This is a genomic window from Streptomyces sp. NPDC001406, from assembly GCF_042895285.1.
In the GTDB taxonomy this organism is placed as follows: domain Bacteria; phylum Actinomycetota; class Actinomycetes; order Streptomycetales; family Streptomycetaceae; genus Streptomyces.
The window spans coordinates 217228-236676 of record NZ_JBIAWG010000003.1; the positions used below are offsets into that span (position 1 = coordinate 217228).

General features: G+C 70.3%; 18 protein-coding genes. 17 read left to right on the plus strand and 1 reads right to left on the minus strand.

Annotated features, from left to right (window positions below; genetic code table 11):
* Nucleotides 1-4: 4 nt before the first annotated feature.
* On the minus strand, nucleotides 5-616 hold the full coding sequence (locus ACFY1J_RS08365; protein WP_390709164.1) for a beta-class carbonic anhydrase: 612 nt from the start codon (nucleotides 614-616) through the stop codon (nucleotides 5-7).
* 358 nt (nucleotides 617-974) lie between these two features.
* On the opposite strand from ACFY1J_RS08365, the gene rsmH reads away from it, so the two are divergent.
* The 17 genes from rsmH (at nucleotide 975) to ACFY1J_RS08450 (ending at nucleotide 19442) form a co-directional block, all read left to right on the plus strand.
* Complete coding sequence (rsmH, locus tag ACFY1J_RS08370) at nucleotides 975-1931, plus strand: 16S rRNA (cytosine(1402)-N(4))-methyltransferase RsmH (RefSeq protein ID WP_390709163.1); 957 nt, start codon at nucleotides 975-977, stop codon at nucleotides 1929-1931.
* Nucleotides 1932-1973: 42 nt separating this feature from the next.
* Entirely contained in the window at nucleotides 1974-2543 is a 570-nt protein-coding gene (locus tag ACFY1J_RS08375; RefSeq protein WP_390709162.1) for a septum formation initiator family protein, read from the plus strand.
* Between the two features lie 5 nt (nucleotides 2544-2548).
* Entirely contained in the window at nucleotides 2549-4531 is a 1983-nt protein-coding gene (locus ACFY1J_RS08380) for a peptidoglycan D,D-transpeptidase FtsI family protein (protein WP_390730906.1), read from the plus strand.
* Nucleotides 4532-4571: 40 nt separating this feature from the next.
* The gene (locus ACFY1J_RS08385) at nucleotides 4572-6227 is read left to right on the plus strand and encodes a UDP-N-acetylmuramoyl-L-alanyl-D-glutamate--2,6-diaminopimelate ligase (protein ID WP_390730907.1); all 1656 of its coding nucleotides are present in this window, start codon (nucleotides 4572-4574) and stop codon (nucleotides 6225-6227) included.
* A gap of 4 nt (nucleotides 6228-6231) precedes the next feature.
* Complete coding sequence (murF, locus tag ACFY1J_RS08390) at nucleotides 6232-7638, plus strand: UDP-N-acetylmuramoyl-tripeptide--D-alanyl-D-alanine ligase (protein ID WP_390709159.1); 1407 nt, start codon at nucleotides 6232-6234, stop codon at nucleotides 7636-7638.
* Complete coding sequence (gene mraY / locus ACFY1J_RS08395; protein ID WP_263216381.1) at nucleotides 7638-8708, plus strand: phospho-N-acetylmuramoyl-pentapeptide-transferase; 1071 nt, start codon at nucleotides 7638-7640, stop codon at nucleotides 8706-8708. Before murF ends, mraY begins: the two co-directional genes overlap by 1 nt.
* A complete protein-coding gene (murD, locus tag ACFY1J_RS08400) occupies nucleotides 8690-10156 on the plus strand; it encodes a UDP-N-acetylmuramoyl-L-alanine--D-glutamate ligase (RefSeq protein ID WP_390709158.1) in 1467 nt (488 codons plus the stop codon). The genes mraY and murD overlap by 19 nt, the downstream gene beginning before the upstream one ends.
* Before the next feature lie 85 nt (nucleotides 10157-10241).
* Nucleotides 10242-11594: a putative lipid II flippase FtsW gene (gene ftsW / locus ACFY1J_RS08405; RefSeq protein WP_390709157.1), complete on the plus strand. Its 1353-nt coding sequence runs from the start codon at nucleotides 10242-10244 to the stop codon at nucleotides 11592-11594.
* 6 nt (nucleotides 11595-11600) lie between these two features.
* Nucleotides 11601-12692, plus strand: coding sequence for an undecaprenyldiphospho-muramoylpentapeptide beta-N-acetylglucosaminyltransferase (murG, locus tag ACFY1J_RS08410; RefSeq protein WP_390709156.1), 1092 nt, complete (start codon nucleotides 11601-11603; stop codon nucleotides 12690-12692).
* Nucleotides 12693-12738: 46 nt separating this feature from the next.
* Nucleotides 12739-13533 carry a cell division protein FtsQ/DivIB gene (locus tag ACFY1J_RS08415; protein ID WP_390730908.1) on the plus strand — a complete coding sequence of 265 codons (795 nt, stop codon included), beginning with the start codon at nucleotides 12739-12741 and terminating at the stop codon, nucleotides 13531-13533.
* Between the two features lie 279 nt (nucleotides 13534-13812).
* Nucleotides 13813-15012: a cell division protein FtsZ gene (gene ftsZ, locus ACFY1J_RS08420; protein ID WP_390730909.1), complete on the plus strand. Its 1200-nt coding sequence runs from the start codon at nucleotides 13813-13815 to the stop codon at nucleotides 15010-15012.
* Entirely contained in the window at nucleotides 15009-15740 is a 732-nt protein-coding gene (gene pgeF / locus ACFY1J_RS08425) for a peptidoglycan editing factor PgeF (protein WP_390730910.1), read from the plus strand. Before ftsZ ends, pgeF begins: the two co-directional genes overlap by 4 nt.
* Nucleotides 15741-15746: 6 nt before the next feature.
* Nucleotides 15747-16466 (plus strand): YggS family pyridoxal phosphate-dependent enzyme, encoded by a 720-nt coding sequence (locus ACFY1J_RS08430; protein ID WP_390709152.1) that lies wholly within the window; start codon nucleotides 15747-15749, stop codon nucleotides 16464-16466.
* A 127-nt stretch (nucleotides 16467-16593) separates the two neighbouring features.
* Nucleotides 16594-17235, plus strand: a complete 642-nt coding sequence (locus ACFY1J_RS08435; RefSeq protein WP_263207751.1) for a cell division protein SepF — start codon at nucleotides 16594-16596, stop codon at nucleotides 17233-17235.
* 49 nt (nucleotides 17236-17284) lie between these two features.
* The gene (locus tag ACFY1J_RS08440) at nucleotides 17285-17569 is read left to right on the plus strand and encodes a YggT family protein (protein ID WP_263207749.1); all 285 of its coding nucleotides are present in this window, start codon (nucleotides 17285-17287) and stop codon (nucleotides 17567-17569) included.
* Between the two features lie 53 nt (nucleotides 17570-17622).
* Nucleotides 17623-18795, plus strand: a complete 1173-nt coding sequence (locus tag ACFY1J_RS08445) for a DivIVA domain-containing protein (RefSeq protein WP_390709151.1) — start codon at nucleotides 17623-17625, stop codon at nucleotides 18793-18795.
* A 134-nt stretch (nucleotides 18796-18929) separates the two neighbouring features.
* The gene (locus tag ACFY1J_RS08450; protein WP_390709150.1) at nucleotides 18930-19442 is read left to right on the plus strand and encodes a hypothetical protein; all 513 of its coding nucleotides are present in this window, start codon (nucleotides 18930-18932) and stop codon (nucleotides 19440-19442) included.
* Nucleotides 19443-19449 lie beyond the last annotated feature (7 nt).

Genomic DNA, 19449 nt, shown 5'->3' on the forward strand with positions numbered 1-19449 from the left:
CCGGTCAGGCCGGGTCGACCTCGCGCAGCAGACCCGTCCTGACGTCGAACACGAAGCCCCGCACATCGTCGGTGTGCAGCAGGAACGGCGAGGTGCGCACCCGCTGCATGGACTGCCGTACGTCCTGGTCGACGTCCCGGAAGGACTCCACGGCCCAGGCCGGGCGCTGGCCGACCTCCATCTCCAGTTCGGTGCGGAAGTCCTCGGTGAGGGACTCCAGGCCGCAGCCGGTGTGGTGGATGAGGACGATGCTGCGCGTGCCCAGCTTGCGCTGGCTGATGGTGAGCGAGCGGATCACGTCGTCGGTGACCACGCCGCCCGCGTTGCGGATGGTGTGGCAGTCGCCGAGCTCCAGGCCGAGCGCGGCGTGCAGGTCGAGCCGGGCGTCCATACAGGCCACGACGGCGACGTGGAGGACGGGGTGCGCGTCCATACCGGGGTCGGAGAAGGCGGCGGAGTAGTGCTGGTTGGCCTCGACCAGGCGATCCGTCACGGTGCCGCCGTGAGTTATGGCGCCTTCGGATCCAGTGGGAGCTGCTGCGGAAGTCGTCATACCCATGACGTTACTGGTCACCGCTGGTCCGAGCCTGTTGTGAGAGTGGACAAAGAACGTCATCGTGGCTTGTTGTGAGCTAACCCACACGGAGGGCAAACCTGCGCCGGACGGGTGATTGCCGTCGAAATGCGCTCCTGCCCGAGGCGCGGTCCGCGACGCGCAGGCCGGTTGATTGACCGCGAGACAGGGTGGACTAAAGTGACGCGAAGCGGGAGGCGAGACTCTCCCTGCTGGACTGAATTCCCCCGGAGATCCCGGCTCCGTCCGGACCGTCTCCCCACGTGCGCGGCGCGTACGTACGGCTCGGCCTCCTCCCGCTCCCGGTCGGCTGACGCTTCCGGCGCCGGCAGGCCTCCCCTTCACGAGCGGGCGGGGACCCGGCGGTGCGTACGGCCCGCGCCGGACCTGAGAGGCCCCCTTGAGCCAGAGTCGACACGTCCCGGTGATGCTCCAGCGGTGCCTGGATCTGCTGGCGCCCGCACTGGAGCGGCCGGGAGCGGTGGTCGTCGACTGCACCCTGGGCCTGGGCGGCCACAGCGAGGCGCTGCTGAGCCGGTTCCCCGAGGCCCGGCTCGTCGCCCTCGACCGGGACAAGGAGGCCCTGCGGCTGTCCGGCGAGCGGCTCGCGCCCTTCGGCGAGCGGGCCACCCTCGTGCACGCCGTGTACGACGAGCTCCCTGACGTACTGAACCGGCTCGGCATCGCGCGCGTGCAGGGCGTCCTGTTCGACCTCGGCGTCTCCTCCATGCAACTCGACGAGGCCGACCGCGGCTTCGCCTACGCCCAGGACGCGCCGCTCGACATGCGCATGGACCAGACGACCGGCATCAGCGCGGCCGAGGTCCTCAACACCTACCCGGCGGGCGAGCTGGTGCGGATCCTGCGGGCGTACGGCGAGGAGAAGCAGGCCAAGCGGATCGTCGCCGCGATCGTCCGCGAGCGGGACAAGGAGCCGTTCGACAACAGCGCGCGGCTCGTGGAGCTGATCCGCGATGCCCTGCCGCAGGCCGCCAAGCGGACGGGCGGCAACCCTGCCAAGCGCACCTTCCAGGCGCTGCGGATCGAGGTCAACGGAGAGCTGTCCGTTCTGGAGCGGGCGATCCCGGCCGCGGTCAAGGCGCTCGACGTGGGCGGGCGGATCGCCGTGCTGTCGTACCACTCGCTGGAGGACCGCCTGGTCAAGCAGGTGTTCGCGGCCGGTGCCGCGAACACCGCGCCGCCCGGGCTGCCGGTCGTGCCCGAGCGCTACCAGCCCCGACTCAAGCTGCTCACGCGTGGTGCCGAACTTCCCACCGAGGAAGAGGTCGCCGAGAACCGCCGGGCGGCTCCGGCGCGGCTGCGCGGGGCCCAGCGCATCAGGGAAGACGTCGCATGAGGGGCGTGAGTGAGTTGGGTACCCGAACTCACCGGAGGGCATGTGAGTAGGAAACCCGAACTGAGGGGGAGGGCCGCCCGGCTCGCACGGCTCTTTCCGGCCGGGCGGGGGCAGGCGGCCCGGACGCCGTTCGTCCTCCTCGTCGTCCTGCTCCTCGGCGGTGGTCTCATCGGGCTCCTGGTGCTGAACTCGGCGCTCAGCGAAGGCTCGTTCCGGCTGGACGACCTCCAGAAACAGACGAAGAACCTCACCGACGAGCAACAGGCCCTCCAGCGGGACATCGACGCCTACTCCGCCCCCGACGCCCTCCAGCGCCGTGCCCGTGAACTCGGCATGGTGCCCGGCGGCGACCCGGCCTTCCTCGACCCCGACGGCACCGTCAAGGGCGTCCCCGGCCCCGCCGTCCTGCGGCAGTCCGCCACGACCACGACCGCGCCCCTCCCGCCCGAGGCGATCCTCCCGGCCGCCCCCGCGTCCCCGGCCCGGCAGACCACACCGGGCGCCCCGACCCCGACCTCCCCGGTCCCTGCCTCCCCGGCCCCCGTCTCTCCGGCGCCACTGACGCCCGTCTCCACCCCCCAGCCCGCCACGACCCCGACCCCCGGCAGGTGACGGAAGTGTCAGACACCTCTGGAGAAAGGCAACCGCCGCGCCGCCGCATCCCGGGCCCCGCCAAGCCGTCCCGGCCCGGGAACGGCGGCCGTCGGCAACCCGGTCCCGGTCCCGGGGCCCGCCCGGTCCGCCGCCCCCAGCAGGCCCGGCCGGCGGCCGCCCGCCCGCTGCGGCTCGGCAGCCCCCGCCCGCGCCTGCGCTTGGTCAGTCTCGCGCTGACCCTGGTGCTGCTCGCCTTCGTGGTGCGGCTGCTCCAGGTGCAGGCCGTCGACGCGAGCGCGTACGCCGCCAAGGCCGAGCAGAACCGGTATGTCGTCCACACCCTCGCCGCCGAGCGCGGCGGGATCACCGACCGCAACGGCGTGGCCCTGGCGATCAGCGAGGACGCGTACGACATCACGGCCGACCCGACGATGTTCACGCGCAAGCAGCTCGGCATCGACGACGGACCGGAGCGGGCGGCCGCACTCCTCGCGCCGATCGTCGGGCAGGACCAGGACACACTCGTCCGCAAGCTGCGGCCCGCCAACAAGGACCTGCGCTACGTCAAACTCGCCGGCCGCCGGACCCCGCAGGTCTGGAACCAGATCAAGGACCTGAGGAGCGCGCTCGCCCGGAAGGCGAACACGGACAAGACCACCGTCAACGTCCTCGCCGGCGTCTTCTCCGATCCCAGCAGCAAGCGCGTGTACCCGAACGGCGACCTCGCCGCCGGGATACTGGGCTGGGTCAATGCCGAGGGCAAGGGCGGCGGCGGCATCGAGCAGCAGCTGAACAGGACGCTGACCGGCACGGACGGCAAGATCCGCTACGCCCAGTCCGGCGGCCGTGAGGTGCCCACCGCGGGTTCCACCGAGACCCCCGCCGTGCCCGGCGCCGACGTCGAGCTCACCATCGACCGCGACATCCAGTGGGCCGCGCAGAACGCCATCACGGAGCAGGTGAAGAAGTCCAAGGCCGACCGCGGCTATGTCGTCGTGCAGGACACCCGTACCGGCGAGATCCTCGCCATGGCCGACTCACCCGGCTTCGACCCGAACGACCTGTCGAAGGCGGATTCCGCCGCGATGGGCAACCCGGCCCTCCAGGACGCCTACGAGCCCGGCTCCACCGCCAAGGTGATGTCGATGTCGGCCGTACTGGAGGAGAACGCCGCCACCCCGCTCACCCATGTCGTCGTTCCCAACCGGCTGCACCGCGGCGACCGCCTCTTCCAGGACGACGTCGACCACGGGACCTGGTACCTCACGCTCAACGGCGTCCTGGCCAAGTCCAGCAACATCGGCACCATCCTGGCCGCCGGCCAGCTCGGAAAGACCCAGCGGGAGGCCAACGACGTCCTCTACTCCTATCTGAAGAAGTTCGGCCTCGGCAGCTACACCGGACTCGGCTTCCCCGGTGAGACCAAGGGCATCCTCGCGCCCGCGGACAAGTGGTCGACGTCGCAGCAGTACACGATTCCTTTCGGCCAGGGCATGTCCCTCAACGCCATGCAGGCGGCCTCCGTCTACTCGACGATCGCCAACGGCGGCGTCCGTGTCGAACCCACCCTGGTACGCGGCACCGAGGGCGCCGACGGCCGCTTCACCCCCTCCGCCAAGCCCGAGAAGACCCGGGTGATCAGCGAGAAGACGGCGAAGACCGTCGCCCAGATGCTGGAGTCCGTCGTGGACGACCGGGAGGGCACCGGCACCAAGGCGCGCATCCCCGGCTACCGCGTCGCGGGCAAGACGGGTACGGCCAACCGCGTGGATCCGGCCACCGGCAAGTACCGCGGCTACACCTCTTCATTCGCCGGATTCGCACCCGCGGACAGCCCGCGGATCACCGTCTACTGCGCCATCCAGAACGCCACCGCCGGCAGCTACTTCGGCGGCCAGATCTGCGGCCCCATCTACAAGCAGGTGATGGAGTTCGCCCTGAAGACCCTCCAGATCCCGCCGACCGGGGCCAAGGCCGCGAATCTGCCGGTCACCTACAAGCCCTGACCTGCACCGGTACCTCGCACAGACCACCAGGAACGAGCTCGTGAGAACGATCACCCCGGACCCCGGGAACCACGGCCCCTTTGGCCCCTCGCTTCGCTCCACGGCGGGTGCGCCCGGTACGCTCACCGCCGTGCCACACGCTGATCAGTCCCAAACCACCCAGAAGGGCGCTTCCGTGACCTACCCGGGGCCGCCACGACCGGTTCAGGTCTCCGCCACACCCCTCGCGGAGCTCGCCGATCAGCTGGGTGCCGCCACTTCGCACCCTGCCGCCGAGGTCACGGGCATCACCCACGACTCGCGCGCCGTCCGCCCCGGCGACCTGTACGCCGCCCTCCCGGGTGCCCGGCTGCACGGCGCCGACTTCGTCACCCAGGCTGCCGGCCTGGGCGCGGTCGCCGTGCTGACCGACCCGACGGGCGCCGAGCGCGCCGCCGCGACCGGCCTGCCGGTCCTGGTGGTCGACGACCCGCGCGCGCGGATGGGCGAGCTGGCGGCCACGATCTACGGCCGTCCCGGCCGTGATCTGCTCCAGATCGGCATCACCGGCACCTCCGGCAAGACCACCACCGCCTATCTCGTCGAGGGCGGCCTCAGGACGGTGAAGTCCACGGGTCTGGTCGGCACGGTCGAGATGCGCATCGGCGACGAGCGCATCAAGTCCGAGCGCACCACCCCCGAGGCCACCGACCTCCAGGCCCTGTTCGCCGTCATGCGCGAGCGCGGCGTCGAGGCGGTCGCCATGGAGGTCTCCAGCCACGCCCTGGTCCTCGGCCGGGTCGACGGCTGCGTCTTCGACATCGCCGTCTTCACCAACCTCAGCCCGGAACACATGGAGTTCCACTCCGACATGGAGGACTACTACCGGGCCAAGGCAGAGCTGTTCACGCCGCAGCGCAGCAAATGCGGTGTGGTCAACTTCGACGACGAGTACGGCCGTCGGCTCGCCGAGGAGGCCCCCGTCCCGGTGGTCACCTTCTCCGCCGAGGGACACCCCGACGCCGACTGGCGTGCCGAGGACGTCCGGATCGGCCCGATGGACTCGACGTTCACCGTCGTGGGCCCCCGGGGCGAGCGGATCACCGCGAAGTCGCCGCTGCCGGGCCCGTTCAACGTGGCGAACACCCTCGCCGCCGTGGTCGCCCTCGCCGCCGCGGGCCTCGACCCGCAGACCGCCGCCGACGGCGTCGCCGCCGTACCCGGCGTGCCGGGCCGCCTGGAGCGGGTGGACGCCGGACAGCCGTATCTCGCGGTCGTCGACTACGCCCACAAGACCGACGCGGTCGAATCGGTGCTCAAGGCGCTGCGCAAGGTCACCAAGGGCCGGCTGCACGTCGTCCTCGGCTGCGGCGGCGACCGCGACCGGACCAAGCGCTCCCCGATGGGCGCCGCCGCGGCCCGGCTCGCCGACACGGCCGTACTGACCTCCGACAACCCCCGTTCAGAGGATCCCCTGGCGATCCTCGCCACCATGCTCCAGGGCGCGGCGTCCGTACCCGTGCACGAGCGCGGTGAGGTGCTTCTCTTCGAGGACCGGGCCGCCGCGATCGCCGCCGCGGTGGGCCGTGCCGCGCCCGGCGACACGGTGCTGGTCGCGGGCAAGGGGCACGAGCAGGGCCAGGACATCGCCGGAGTGGTCCGTCCCTTCGACGACCGCCAGGTGCTCCGCGAAGCTATCCAGAAGACCCAGGGATGAACTTGTGATCGCCCTCTCCCTCGCCGAGATCGCAGCAGTCGTCGGCGGGCAGACGCACGACATACCGGATCCGTCCGTCCAGGTCACCGGACCGGTCGTCCGGGACTCCCGCGAGGTGGTGCCCGGCAGCCTCTTCGTCGCCTTCGCCGGCGAACGCGTGGACGGCCACGACTTCGCGGCGGCCGTCGTCGAGGCGGGCGCGGTCGCCGTACTGGCGACGCGCCCCGTCGGCGTGCCCGCGATCGTCGTCGACGACGTCCAGAGCGCCCTCGGCGCCCTGGCCCGGCATGTCGTCGGCCGCCTCGGCGCGACCCTCGTGGCCCTCACCGGCTCGGCGGGCAAGACCAGCACCAAGGACCTCGTCGCCCAGGTGCTGCGCAGCAAGGCGCCGACCGTCTTCACCCCCGGCTCCCTCAACAACGAGATCGGGCTGCCGCTGACCGCCCTCAGCGCCACCGAGGAGACGAAGTTCCTCGTGCTGGAGATGGGCGCCCGCGGCCTCGGCCACATCCGTTACCTCACCGAGCTGACCCCGCCGAGGATCGGCCTGGTGCTCAACGTCGGCACCGCGCACATCGGCGAGTTCGGCGGCCGCGAGCAGATCGCCCGGACGAAGGGCGAACTCGTGGAGGCGCTTCCCGAGGACGGAGCGGCGATCCTCAACGCCGACGATCCGTTGGTCCGGGCCATGGCCTCCCGTACCAAGGCGAAGGTGATCCTTTTCGGAGAGTCGGCCGAAGCGGACGTACGCGCCGAGAACGTACGACTCACGGACAGCGGACAGCCCTCCTTCAGGCTTCACACACCCTCCGGTGCAAGCGATGTGACCATGCGCCTGTACGGTGAGCACCACGTGTCGAACGCGCTCGCCGCGGCCGCCGTCGCCCATGAGCTGGGCCTGTCCGCGGAAGAGATCGCCACCGCGCTCTCCGAGGCGGGCACGCTCTCCCGCTGGCGGATGGAGGTCACCGAGCGCCCGGACGGCGTGACCATCGTCAACGACGCCTACAACGCCAATCCCGAGTCCATGCGAGCCGCTCTGCGCGCGCTCGCGGCCATGGGCAAGGGGCGGCGGACCTGGGCGGTGCTCGGCAAGATGGCCGAGCTCGGGGACGAGGCGCTCGCCGAGCACGACGCGGTCGGACGGCTCGCCGTCCGGCTCAACGTCAGCAAGCTCGTCGCGGTCGGGGACAGGGAAGCGTCCTGGCTGCAACTGGGCGCATATAACGAGGGTTCGTGGGGTGAGGAGTCGGTGCACGTGTCCGACGCACAGGCGGCGGTCGACCTGTTGCGCAGCGAGTTGCGCCCGGGGGACGTCGTGCTCGTGAAGGCGTCCCGTTCGGTGGGTCTGGAGAGCGTTGCCCAGGCGCTGCTCGAGTCCGGTGCCGAGGGTGAGGTTGCCGCCCGATGATGAAGCAGATCCTGTTCGCGGGTGTCATTGGTCTGTTCCTCACCCTGATCGGCACCCCGCTGCTGATCAAGCTCCTCGCGCGCAAGGGCTACGGCCAGTACATCCGGGACGACGGCCCCCGCGAGCACGCCAGCAAGCGCGGTACGCCGACGATGGGCGGTATCGCCTTCATCCTGGCGACGATCGCCGCGTACTTCCTGTCCAAGGTGATCACCGGCTACGCGCCGACCTACTCCGGCCTCCTGGTGCTCGGCCTCATGACCGGCATGGGTCTGGTCGGCTTCCTCGACGACTACATCAAGATCGTCAAGCGGCGTTCGCTGGGTCTGCGGGCCAAGGCCAAGATGGCCGGCCAGCTGCTCGGCGGCATCGCCTTCGCCGTGCTCTCGCTCCAGTTCGCGGACGCGCGCGGCAACACCCCGGCCTCCACCAAGCTGTCGTTCATCACCGACTTCGGCTGGACGATCGGCCCGGTGCTGTTCGTGGTCTGGGCGCTGTTCATGATCCTGGCGATGTCGAACGGCGTGAACCTGACCGACGGTCTGGACGGTCTGGCCACCGGCGCCTCCGTCCTGGTCTTCGGCGCCTACACCTTCATTGGCGTCTGGCAGTTCCAGGAGTCCTGCGCCAACGCGGGGACCCTGACCAACCCCAACGCCTGCTACGAGGTGCGCGACCCGCTCGACCTCGCGGTCGTCTCCTCCGCGCTGATGGGCGCCTGCCTCGGCTTCCTGTGGTGGAACACCTCGCCCGCCAAGATCTTCATGGGTGACACCGGTTCGCTCGCCCTCGGCGGTGTGCTCGCGGGTCTCGCCATCTGCTCTCGCACCGAGCTGCTGATCGCCATCCTCGGCGGCCTGTTCGTCCTGATCACCATGTCGGTCGTCATCCAGGTCGGCTCCTTCAAGCTCACCGGCAAGCGCGTCTTCCGGATGGCGCCACTCCAGCACCACTTCGAACTCAAAGGCTGGTCCGAAGTCCTTGTAGTGGTCCGATTCTGGATCATTCAGGGCATCTGTGTCATCGTCGGACTGGGCCTCTTCTACGCGGGATGGGCAGCGGACAAGTGACCTCATCGGTGTCCTCGGCGGCTTCGGCGTCTTCCGGGGCGTTCGACTTCCGGGGCAAGCACGTCACCGTCGCCGGGCTCGGCGTCTCCGGCGTCCCGGCGGCCAAGGTGCTGCACGGGCTCGGCGCCCTCGTCACGGTCGTCAACGACGGCGACGACGAGCGTGCCCGCGCCCAGGCGGCCGACCTGGAGGCGCTCGGCATCACCGTGCGCCTCGGCGACGGCGCGACCCTGCCCAAGGGCACCGAGCTCATCGTCACCGCACCCGGCTGGCAGCCGGACAAGCCGCTGTTCACGGCGGCGGCCGAGGCGGGCGTGCCGATCTGGGGCGACGTCGAGCTGGCCTGGCGGCTCCGCGGCCCGGACGCCGCCCCCTGGCTGGCCGTCACCGGCACCAACGGCAAGACCACGACCGTCCAGATGCTCGCCTCCATCCTGGCGGCGGCGGGCCTGCGCACGGCCGCCGTCGGCAACATCGGCGTCTCGCTCCTCGACGCCGTCCTCGGCGAGGAGGAGTACGACGTCCTGGCCGTCGAGCTCTCCAGCTACCAGCTCCACTGGGCGCCGTCGCTGCGCGCGCACTCGGCCGCCGTACTGAACCTGGCACCCGATCACCTCGACTGGCACGGCTCCATGGAGGCGTACGCCGCCGACAAGGGCCGTATCTACGAGGGGAATCGGGTCGCCTGCGTCTACAACGTGGCCGACAAGCTCACCGAGGACCTGGTGCGCGAGGCGGACGTCGAGGAGGGCTGCCGTGCCGTCGGCTTCACCCTCGGCACCCCGGGACCCTCCCAACTCGGCGTCGTGGACGGCATCCTGGTCGACCGCGCCTTCGTCGAGAACCGCCACAAGAACGCGCAGGAGCTGGCGGAGGTCTCCGACGTCAACCCGCCCGCCCCGCACAACATCGCCAACGCCCTTGCCGCGGCGGGCCTCGCCCGCGCCTTCGGGGTGCCCGCCACGGCCGTACGGGACGGTCTGCGGGCCTTCCGGCCGGACGCGCACCGCATCGCGCACGTGGCCGACGTGGACGGGGTCGCGTACATCGACGACTCCAAGGCCACCAACACGCATGCGGCAGAGGCCTCGTTGGCGGCATATGAGTCGATCGTATGGATTGCGGGCGGTCTGGCGAAGGGCGCGACCTTCGACGAGCTGGTCGCCAAGTCGGCGAAGCGGCTTCGCGGCGCCGTCCTCATCGGCGCCGACCGCGCCCTGATCCGCGACGCCCTCGCGCGACACGCCCCGGAAGTACCCGTCGTCGACCTCGACCGGACCGACACTGGGGCGATGCTCCAGGCGGTCCAGGAGGCGAAGCGGCTCGCGCGGCCCGGCGACACGGTGCTCCTCGCCCCGGCCTGCGCCTCCATGGACATGTTCACCAACTACAACAAGCGCGGTGACGCGTTCGCGCAGGCGGTTCGCGAACTCGGCGCGGGCGCCTGACGGCGGGTCTCGGCCACAGCGGGTGCTTCGGGACCCTGGGAGGGACGCGTGACTCGCATGTGGCTCAGGCCGGGAGGAGCCGGGGATGTCCGGTAGCCGTACGGGCCGTCCGCCGGTCCGGCGGACCGCCGGACGGCCCACGGCCCCCCGCGGCCCGCGTGAGAACCCCGTACGACGGCTCTACACGCGCGCGCGAAAGGCCTGGGACCGGCCGCTGACCGCGTACTACCTGATCCTCGGCGGCAGCCTGCTGATCACCGTGCTCGGCCTGGTGATGGTCTACTCGGCCTCCCAGATCACCGCGCTCCAGCTGGCGCTGCCGGGCTCTTACTTCTTCCGCAAGCAGTTCCTGGCCGCCGTCATCGGCGGCGGTCTGATGTTCGCCGCCTCCCGCATGCCGGTGAAACTGCACCGGGCGCTGGCCTACCCGATCCTCGCCGGCGCCGTGTTCCTGATGGTCCTGGTGCAGGTGCCGGGGATAGGGATGGCGGTCAACGGCAACCAGAACTGGATCTCCCTCGGCGGCTCCTTCCAGATCCAGCCGAGCGAGTTCGGCAAGCTGGCGCTGGTGCTGTGGGGCGCGGACCTGATCGCGCGCAAGCAGGAGAAGAAGCTGCTGACCCAGTGGAAGCACATGCTGGTGCCGCTGGTCCCGGTCGCCTTCCTGCTGCTCGGGCTGATCATGCTCGGCGGCGACATGGGCACGGCGATCATCCTCACCGCGATCCTGTTCGGGCTGCTGTGGCTGGCGGGAGCGCCCACCCGGCTGTTCGTCGGCGTGCTCTCGGTCGCCTCCGCGATCGGTGTGATCCTGATCAAGACCAGCCCCAACCGCATGGCCCGGCTCGCCTGCATCGGCGCCACCGAGCCGCGCTCCGGGGTCACCGACTGCTGGCAGGCCGTGCACGGCATCTACGCTCTCGCCTCCGGCGGGCTCTTCGGCTCCGGCCTCGGCGCGAGCGTGGAAAAATGGGGCCAACTACCCGAAGCCCACACCGACTTCATCTTCGCCGTCACCGGTGAGGAACTGGGCCTCGCCGGGACGCTGTCGGTACTGGCCCTCTTCGCGGCTCTAGGCTATGCGGGTATCCGCGTGGCCGGACGCACGGAGGACCCCTTCGTGAGGTACGCCGCGGGAGGCGTGACCACCTGGATCACCGCGCAGGCAGTGATCAACATCGGTGCGGTGCTCGGTCTGCTGCCGATCGCCGGCGTCCCCCTCCCGCTGTTCTCCTACGGAGGTTCCGCCCTGCTGCCGACCATGTTCGCCATCGGGCTGCTGATCGCCTTCGCGCGCGACGAGCCCGCCGCGCGGGCGGCACTTGCCATGCGGCAACCTCGGTTTGGTAGAAAGCGGGCCGGGGGTACTCCGGGACCCCGGAGATGGAACACGATGCGACGGCGTGCCTCTGCGGCGCGCTCGTCCGGAGAGCGGTGAATTTCGGTGCATGTCGTACTCGCCGGTGGGGGGACCGCCGGCCACATCGAGCCCGCGCTCGCCCTCGCGGACGCCCTGCGCAGGCAGGACCCCACCGTGGGGATCACGGCCCTGGGCACTGAGCGCGGCCTGGAGACCAGGCTCGTGCCCGAGCGCGGCTACGAGCTCGCGCTGATCCCGGCGGTGCCGCTGCCGCGCAAGCCCACGCCGGAGCTGATCACCGTCCCGGGCCGGCTGCGCGGCACGATCAAGGCGACCGAGCAGATCCTGGAGCGCACCAAGGCCGACTGCGTGGTCGGCTTCGGCGGCTACGTGGCCCTGCCGGCCTATCTCGCCGCCAAGCGCCTCGGTGTGCCCATCGTGATCCACGAGGCCAACGCCCGGCCCGGACTCGCCAACAAGATCGGCTCCCGGTACGCGGCCCAGGTCGCCGTCTCCACGCCGGACAGCAAGCTGCGCAACGCCCGCTACATCGGCATCCCGCTGCGCCGCTCCATCGCCACGCTGGACCGCGCGGCCATGCGTCCCGAGGCCCGCGCCCGCTTCGGCCTGGACCCGAACCTGCCCACGCTGCTCGTCTCCGGCGGCTCGCAGGGCGCCCGCCGCCTCAACGAGGTGGTCCAGCAGGTCGCCCCCTGGCTCCAGCAGGCCGGCATCCAGATCCTGCACGCGGTCGGCCCGAAGAACGAACTGCCGCACGTGCAGCAGATGCCGGGGATGCCCCCCTACATCCCGGTAAGTTATCTGGACCGGATGGACCTCGCGTACGCCGCGGCCGACATGATGCTCTGCCGCGCGGGCGCGATGACCGTCGCCGAACTCTCCGCCGTCGGACTCCCGGCCGCCTATGTCCCGCTGCCCATCGGCAACGGCGAACAGCGGCTCAACGCCCAGCCGGTGGTCAAGGCCGGAGGCGGACTGCTGGTCGACGACGCGGAGCTGACCCCCGAGTGGGTCCAGCAGAACGTCCTGCCAGTGCTCGCCGATCCGCACCGGTTGTACGAGATGTCCCGCGCCGCCGGTGAGTTCGGCCGCCGGGACGCCGACGACCTGCTCGTCGGCATGGTGTACGAGGCGATCGCCTCGCACCGTCGCTAGTCCGAAGGGCGCGCCGGAGGGCAGCCGAGCCGTGGAAGGAGCGCGCGTGGCCGGACCGACCACCACCGAGCGTGGTGACCGCCAGCAGGAGTCGTCCGGCCCGCCGCTCGTCCGACGGTTGAGGAATACCCGCGTTCGTACGATCGTCATCCTGGCGGTTGTCGTCGTGCTCCTCGGTGCAGGTTCCGTCTGGCTGTTGTACGGCTCGCAGTGGCTGCGCGTGCACCATGTGTCGGTCTCCGGGACTCGTGTCCTGACGCCCGCACAGGTGCGCGAGGCGGCCGATGTGCCGGTCGGGGAGCCGCTGATTTCGGTCGACACCGATGCGATCGGGGCCCGACTCCGCAAGAAATTGCCCCGAATTGACACGGTTGATGTGGTCCGTTCCTGGCCCGGGGGAATCGGGCTGAAAGTGACCGAGCGTACTGCGGTCCTGCTTGTCCAAAAGGCCGGAAAGTTTGTCGAAGTGGACGACGAAGGTGTCCGTTTCGCCACGGTTTCGCAGGCACCGAAAGGCGTTCCGACGCTGGAATTGAAGGCACCTCGCCGGGGTTCGGCCACCGCGAGCCTGCGGCGCTTCGGGCCGGACCGGCTCGTGCGGGAGGCGGTCCGGGTCGCCGGCGACATTCCGGCCGCCCTCGCGCACGACACGAGGGTCGTCAAGGTCCGTTCCTACGACGACATCTCGCTGGAGTTGACCGGAGGCCGCACGATCGCCTGGGGCAGCTCCGAGAGCGGCCGCGCCAAGGCCCGCACCCTCACCGCCCTGATGAAAGCCTCGCCCGGCGCACGGCACTTCGATGTCAGTGTTCCCACCGCCCCTGCGTCAGCGGGCAGTTGACGCACATCAGCGCAGGCCAGCACCCTGGTTGGGCACCGCTATGCCTGATCACATAGGGTGAAAAGAAAAACGGGAGGTTCGGCGTGTTCGTTGAACGCGCGCCACTTGTCGACTTAGTGTCCTGTTCAGAAGACTCCAAGGAACGGAAACACTGGTAACCCTAAACTTCAGCGTTAGGGTTCGGGTCGGCGCTCGGACCGTCCCATTCGGCATCAGTCGGCGGAGCGCGGCGGACCCGCGAGACGACGGCAACGTAATTCGAGGCGAGAGGCCTTCGACGTGGCAGCACCGCAGAACTACCTCGCAGTCATCAAGGTCATCGGTGTCGGCGGCGGTGGTGTCAATGCCATCAACCGGATGATCGAGGTCGGTCTCAAGGGTGTCGAGTTCATCGCCATCAACACCGACGCGCAGGCGCTGTTGATGAGCGACGCCGACGTCAAGCTCGACGTCGGCCGCGAACTGACGCGCGGACTCGGAGCCGGAGCCAACCCGGCCGTCGGCCGCAAGGCCGCCGAGGACCACCGCGAGGAGATCGAGGAGGTCCTCAAGGGGGCCGACATGGTCTTCGTGACGGCCGGTGAGGGCGGCGGCACCGGCACCGGCGGCGCGCCCGTCGTGGCCAACATCGCGCGCTCCCTGGGGGCCCTCACCATCGGCGTGGTCACGCGCCCGTTCACCTTCGAGGGACGGCGCCGGGCGAACCAGGCCGAGGACGGCATCGCCGAGCTCCGCGAAGAGGTCGACACCCTCATCGTCATCCCGAACGACCGGCTGCTGTCCATCTCGGACCGCCAGGTCTCGGTGCTCGACGCCTTCAAGTCGGCCGACCAGGTTCTGCTCTCCGGTGTCCAGGGCATCACCGACCTCATCACCACCCCCGGCCTGATCAACCTCGACTTCGCCGACGTCAAGTCGGTCATGTCCGAGGCCGGCTCCGCCCTCATGGGCATCGGCTCGGCCCGCGGCGACGACCGTGCGGTGGCCGCGGCCGAGATGGCGATCTCCTCTCCGCTGCTCGAAGCGTCCATCGACGGCGCGCGGGGCGTGCTGCTGTCCATCTCCGGTGGCTCCGACCTCGGCCTGTTCGAGATCAACGAGGCCGCCCAGCTGGTCAGCGAGGCCGCCCACCCCGAAGCCAACATCATCTTCGGCGCGGTCATCGACGACGCCCTCGGCGACGAGGTCCGGGTCACCGTGATCGCGGCCGGCTTCGACGGCGGCCAGCCGCCGGCCCGCCGGGAGAACGTCCTCGGCTCGGCCTCGGCCGCCGCCCGTCGTGACGAGCCCGCTCCGGCGCGGCAGCCGGAGAGCCGCCCGTCCTTCGGTTCGCTCGGCAGCGTGACCCCGAAGGAGGAGCCGGAGCCCGTCCCCGCCCCGGTGAACGAGACCCCGGCCGTCCCGCCGATCACCCCGGCGCCGCGGACCTACGCCGACAGCGCGGCCGAGGAACTGGACGTGCCGGACTTCCTGAAGTGATAGGACAGCGCGACACCGTGAACGGCGCGCACTTCGCCTTCACCGACAGGTGGGGCGGGGTGAGCGCCGTTCCGTACGAAGAGCTCAACCTCGGCGGCGCGGTCGGCGACGACCCCGCCGCCGTCCGGACCAACCGCGAACGCGCGGCCGAGTCCCTGGGGGTCGACCCGGGCCGAGTGGTCTGGATGAACCAGGTGCACGGCGCCGACGTGATCGTGGTGGACGGACCCTGGGACCCCGCCGCCGAGATCCCCTCGGTCGACGCGGTCGTCACCGCCCGCCGCGGACTCGCCCTGGCCGTGCTCACCGCCGACTGCGTGCCGGTGCTGCTCGCCGATCCGGTCGCCAAGATCGCCGCCGCGGCCCATGCGGGCCGTCCCGGGCTGGTCGCCGGGGTCGTCCCCGCCGCCGTACGGGCCATGGTGGAGCTCGGCGCCGAGCCGTCCCGGATCGTCGCCCGCACCGGGCCCGCCGTCTGCGGCCGGTGCTACGAAGTACCGGAGGCGATGCGCGCCGAGGTCGCCGCCGTCGAACCGACGGCGCACTCGGAGACGAGCTGGGGCACACCGGCGGTCGATGTGAGCGCCGGAGTGCACGCGCAGCTCGAACGGCTCGGGGTGCACGACCGGGAGCAGTCGCCGGTGTGCACGCTCGAGTCGGGCGACCACTTCTCGTACCGCCGCGACCGCACCACCGGACGGCTCGCGGGCTATGTGTGGCTGGACTGATGGGGCATGACGGACCGTAAGACTGAACTCGCCCGAAACCTGGCGAAGGTGGAGGAACGCATCGCCGCCGCGTGCGCGGCCGCGGGGCGCAAGCGGGAAGAGGTGACCCTGATCGTGGTCACCAAGACCTATCCGGCGAGCGATGTACGAATGCTGTCGGAACTCGGTGTGCGTCATGTGGCCGAGAACCGTGACCAGGACGCGGCCCCCAAGGCCGCCGCCTGTTCGGATCTGCCCCTTAATTGGCACTTTGTCGGTCAATTGCAGACCAACAAGGTGCGATCCGTGGTCGGTTACGCGGATGTCGTGCAGTCCGTCGACCGTTCCCGACTTGTCACGGCTCTGTCGAGCGAGGCAGAGCGGGCCGGACGCGAGGTCGGGTGCCTCATCCAGGTCGCGCTGGACGCGGGCGCGGCCGGCCGGGGCGAGCGCGGTGGCGTGGCACCCGGCGGAATCGAAGAGTTGGCCGACCTGGTCGCCCGTGCTCCGGGGCTGCGGCTCGACGGACTGATGACCGTCGCTCCGCTCACCGGCGAATACGCGGGACGTCAACAAGCTGCGTTCGAGCGGTTGATGGATTTGTCGACTGACCTGCGCCGAATCCATCCGGCTGCGAACATGGTCTCTGCAGGGATGAGTGCGGACCTCGAGGAGGCCGTGGCGGCCGGGGCGACACATGTGCGCGTCGGCACCGCGGTGCTCGGAGTCCGCCCCAGCCTCGGGTAACGTCGCCAGGAAGTCGGACCACAGCAGAAAATATGGTCAATGCCGCCGAAGGCGGGCACAACGACCTCGTGGATCGCAGGACTTGGCAGTCGTCAGCCGATCCACCACAGAGCGGAGGACTCAGAGCATGGCCGGCGCGATGCGCAAGATGGCGGTCTACCTCGGCCTCGTGGAGGACGATGGGTACGACGGCCGCGGATTCGACCCCGACGACGACTTCGAGCCCGAACTGGACCCGGAGCCCGAGCGGGACCACCGGCGGCACGAGCCGTCACATCAGTCACACGCCGCACATCAGTCCCAAAGGGATGAAGCGGTACGAGTGGTGCAGCCGCCCGCGCAACGCGAACCGGTGTCCCACGCAGCTTCGCTGCCTGCGGAATCCGGGCGCCCCGCGCGGATCGCGCCCGTGGCGTCCATCACACAAGAACGTCAGTCCCTGGAGAAGAACGCACCGGTGATCATGCCCAAGGTCGTGTCGGAACGAGAGCCGTACCGGATCACCACACTGCACCCCCGGACCTACAACGAGGCCCGTACCATCGGGGAACACTTCCGTGAGGGCACCCCGGTGATCATGAATCTGACTGAGATGGACGACACAGACGCGAAGCGACTTGTCGACTTTGCGGCTGGTTTGGTGTTTGGTCTTCACGGCAGCATCGAGCGGGTGACGCAGAAGGTGTTCCTGTTGTCGCCTGCTAACGTCGATGTCACGGCGGAGGACAAGGCCCGCATCGCAGAGGGCGGGTTCTTCAACCAGAGCTGAGACGCAGACCGGTCGAACGCACGAAACAGGGGAGAGGGAAGCACGGATCATGAGCGTGTTCCTGGACGTGATCTACATCGCCCTGATGTGCTTCCTCATTGTGCTGATCTTCCGGTTGGTCATGGACTATGTCTTCCAGTTCGCCCGCTCATGGCAACCCGGCAAGGCGATGGTGGTCGTTCTGGAGGCCACCTACACTGTCACCGATCCACCGCTCAAGCTTCTGCGGCGGTTCATTCCGCCGCTGCGTCTCGGGGGCGTGGCGCTCGACCTGTCCTTCTTCGTACTGATGATCATCGTCTACATCCTGATCTCGATCGTGAGCCGGCTGTGAGCGATGTGAACTACCGTCTTGCCGAATGCCGACGACTACGTTGAGGTGAAGAGATGCCGTTGACCCCCGAGGACGTGCGGAACAAGCAGTTCACGACCGTCCGCCTCCGAGAAGGCTATGACGAGGACGAGGTCGATGCCTTCCTCGACGAGGTCGAAGCCGAGCTGACCCGACTGCTTCGCGAGAACGAGGACCTGCGCGCCAAACTGGCCGCGGCGACGCGTGCTGCTGCCCAGAACCAGCAGAACATGCGCAAGCCTCCGGAGCAGGACGGACCTCCCGGCATGCCTCAGCAGGGGATGCGAGGTCCCGGCGCTCCGGTGCCCGCCGGCATATCGGGCCCGCCGCAGCAGCAGATGGGTGGCCCCATGGGAGGCCCGCCCCAGCTGCCCAGCGGTGCTCCGCAGCTGCCGGCCGGTCCCAGTGGCCAGGGCGGTCCGCAGGGTCCCGGCCCCATGGGCCAGGGGCCGATGGGCCAGGGCCCCGGCATGGGTCAGGGCATGGGGCAGGGTATGGGCCAGGGCATGGGCCAGGGGCCCATGGGTGGTCAGCCCCCGATGCAGCAGATGGGTGGCCCGATGGGCGGCCCCATGGGTGGCCCGATGGGCGGCCACGGTCAGGGCCCCGGTGGCGACAGCGCCGCCCGTGTCCTCTCGCTGGCCCAGCAGACCGCCGACCAGGCGATCGCCGAGGCCCGCTCCGAGGCGAACAAGATCGTCGGCGAGGCCCGCAGCCGCGCCGAGGGTCTGGAGCGTGACGCCCGTGCCAAGGCCGACGCCCTGGAGCGGGACGCGCAGGAGAAGCACCGCGTCGCGATGGGCTCCCTGGAGTCCGCCCGCGCCACGCTGGAGCGCAAGGTCGAGGACCTGCGTGGCTTCGAGCGCGAGTACCGCACGCGCCTGAAGTCGTACCTGGAGTCGCAGCTGCGTCAGCTGGAGACCCAGGCCGACGACTCGCTCGCCCCGCCGCGCACCCCGGCTGCGGCTTCGCTCCCGCCGTCCCCGGCGCCTTCCATGGCTCCGGCCGGCGCGAGTGCCCCGTCCTACGGCGGCAACCAGCCCATGGGCGGCCCCCCGGCGCCTCCTGCCCCGTCCTACGGCGGTCAGCAGCAGATGTCCCCGGCGATGACCCAGCCGATGGCTCCCGTCCGTCCGCAGGGCCCCGGCCCGATGGGCCAGGCTCCCTCACCGATGCGTGGGTTCCTGATCGACGAGGACGACAACTGACGGCCGGCACGGTCAGTAGTACGCCTTAGGCGTCGGCGGCGTTCAACAGGGCGGGGCCCCGGATTTCGATCCGGGGCCCCGCCCTGTTTACGCGTGTTGACGGTGATGTCGGTGGGGGCTGTAGCGTGCGCACCGTGGACGATCAGGAGTTCGCCGGGTACCGGCAGGCCGACGCCGAGACGCTGCGGCGCTGGGAGGCGTGGGCGAGCGAAGCCCGTACGCAGTTGGCGGCGGCGGGACTGCCCGTGGAACCGCACGGACTGGACCCGGCCGTGGGAGCCGGCGCCGTCGTGGAGGTCGACCCGGGAGCGGACGAGGCGGGCGGGGTCTACGTCAGCTGGCGCCCGGCGCCGGTGCTGCGCGTGGCCGCGATGCGCTGTGCCATGGAGCAGCGGCCCGAGGACCCGGTGCTCGGGCACATAGGTGCGATCGACTCGGCGATGACGGAGGCGATCCGCGCCGTCCTCACCGCGGGCGGCTTCGACATCGGTGACAGCCCGAACGATTTTGCGGAGGGCGCGGTGTATGTGATCGGCCCTCCACGTCGACGGCTGCTGGAGTCGCTGGGCCTGGAGGCACCGTGCTGTGGGGGAGTGCCGGGCATGGGTCGGGGCCCGGCTCCCGTGGGAGGGCCGGGCCCCGAGTAGGCGTGCG

Bases quoted from the DNA above. Each gene is read 5' to 3' on its own strand.
- ACFY1J_RS08365 (WP_390709164.1), bottom strand. From the start codon at position 616: ATGACGTTCTTTGTCCACTCTCACAACAGGCTCGGACCAGCGGTGACC.
- mraY (WP_263216381.1), top strand. From the start codon at position 7,638: ATGAAGCAGATCCTGTTCGCGGGTGTCATTGGTCTGTTCCTCACCCTG.
- murD (WP_390709158.1), top strand. From the start codon at position 8,690: ATGGGCAGCGGACAAGTGACCTCATCGGTGTCCTCGGCGGCTTCGGCG.
- ftsW (WP_390709157.1), top strand. From the start codon at position 10,242: ATGTCCGGTAGCCGTACGGGCCGTCCGCCGGTCCGGCGGACCGCCGGA.
- ACFY1J_RS08430 (WP_390709152.1), top strand. From the start codon at position 15,747: ATGACGGACCGTAAGACTGAACTCGCCCGAAACCTGGCGAAGGTGGAG.
- ACFY1J_RS08435 (WP_263207751.1), top strand. From the start codon at position 16,594: ATGGCCGGCGCGATGCGCAAGATGGCGGTCTACCTCGGCCTCGTGGAG.
- ACFY1J_RS08440 (WP_263207749.1), top strand. From the start codon at position 17,285: ATGAGCGTGTTCCTGGACGTGATCTACATCGCCCTGATGTGCTTCCTC.
- ACFY1J_RS08445 (WP_390709151.1), top strand. From the start codon at position 17,623: ATGCCGTTGACCCCCGAGGACGTGCGGAACAAGCAGTTCACGACCGTC.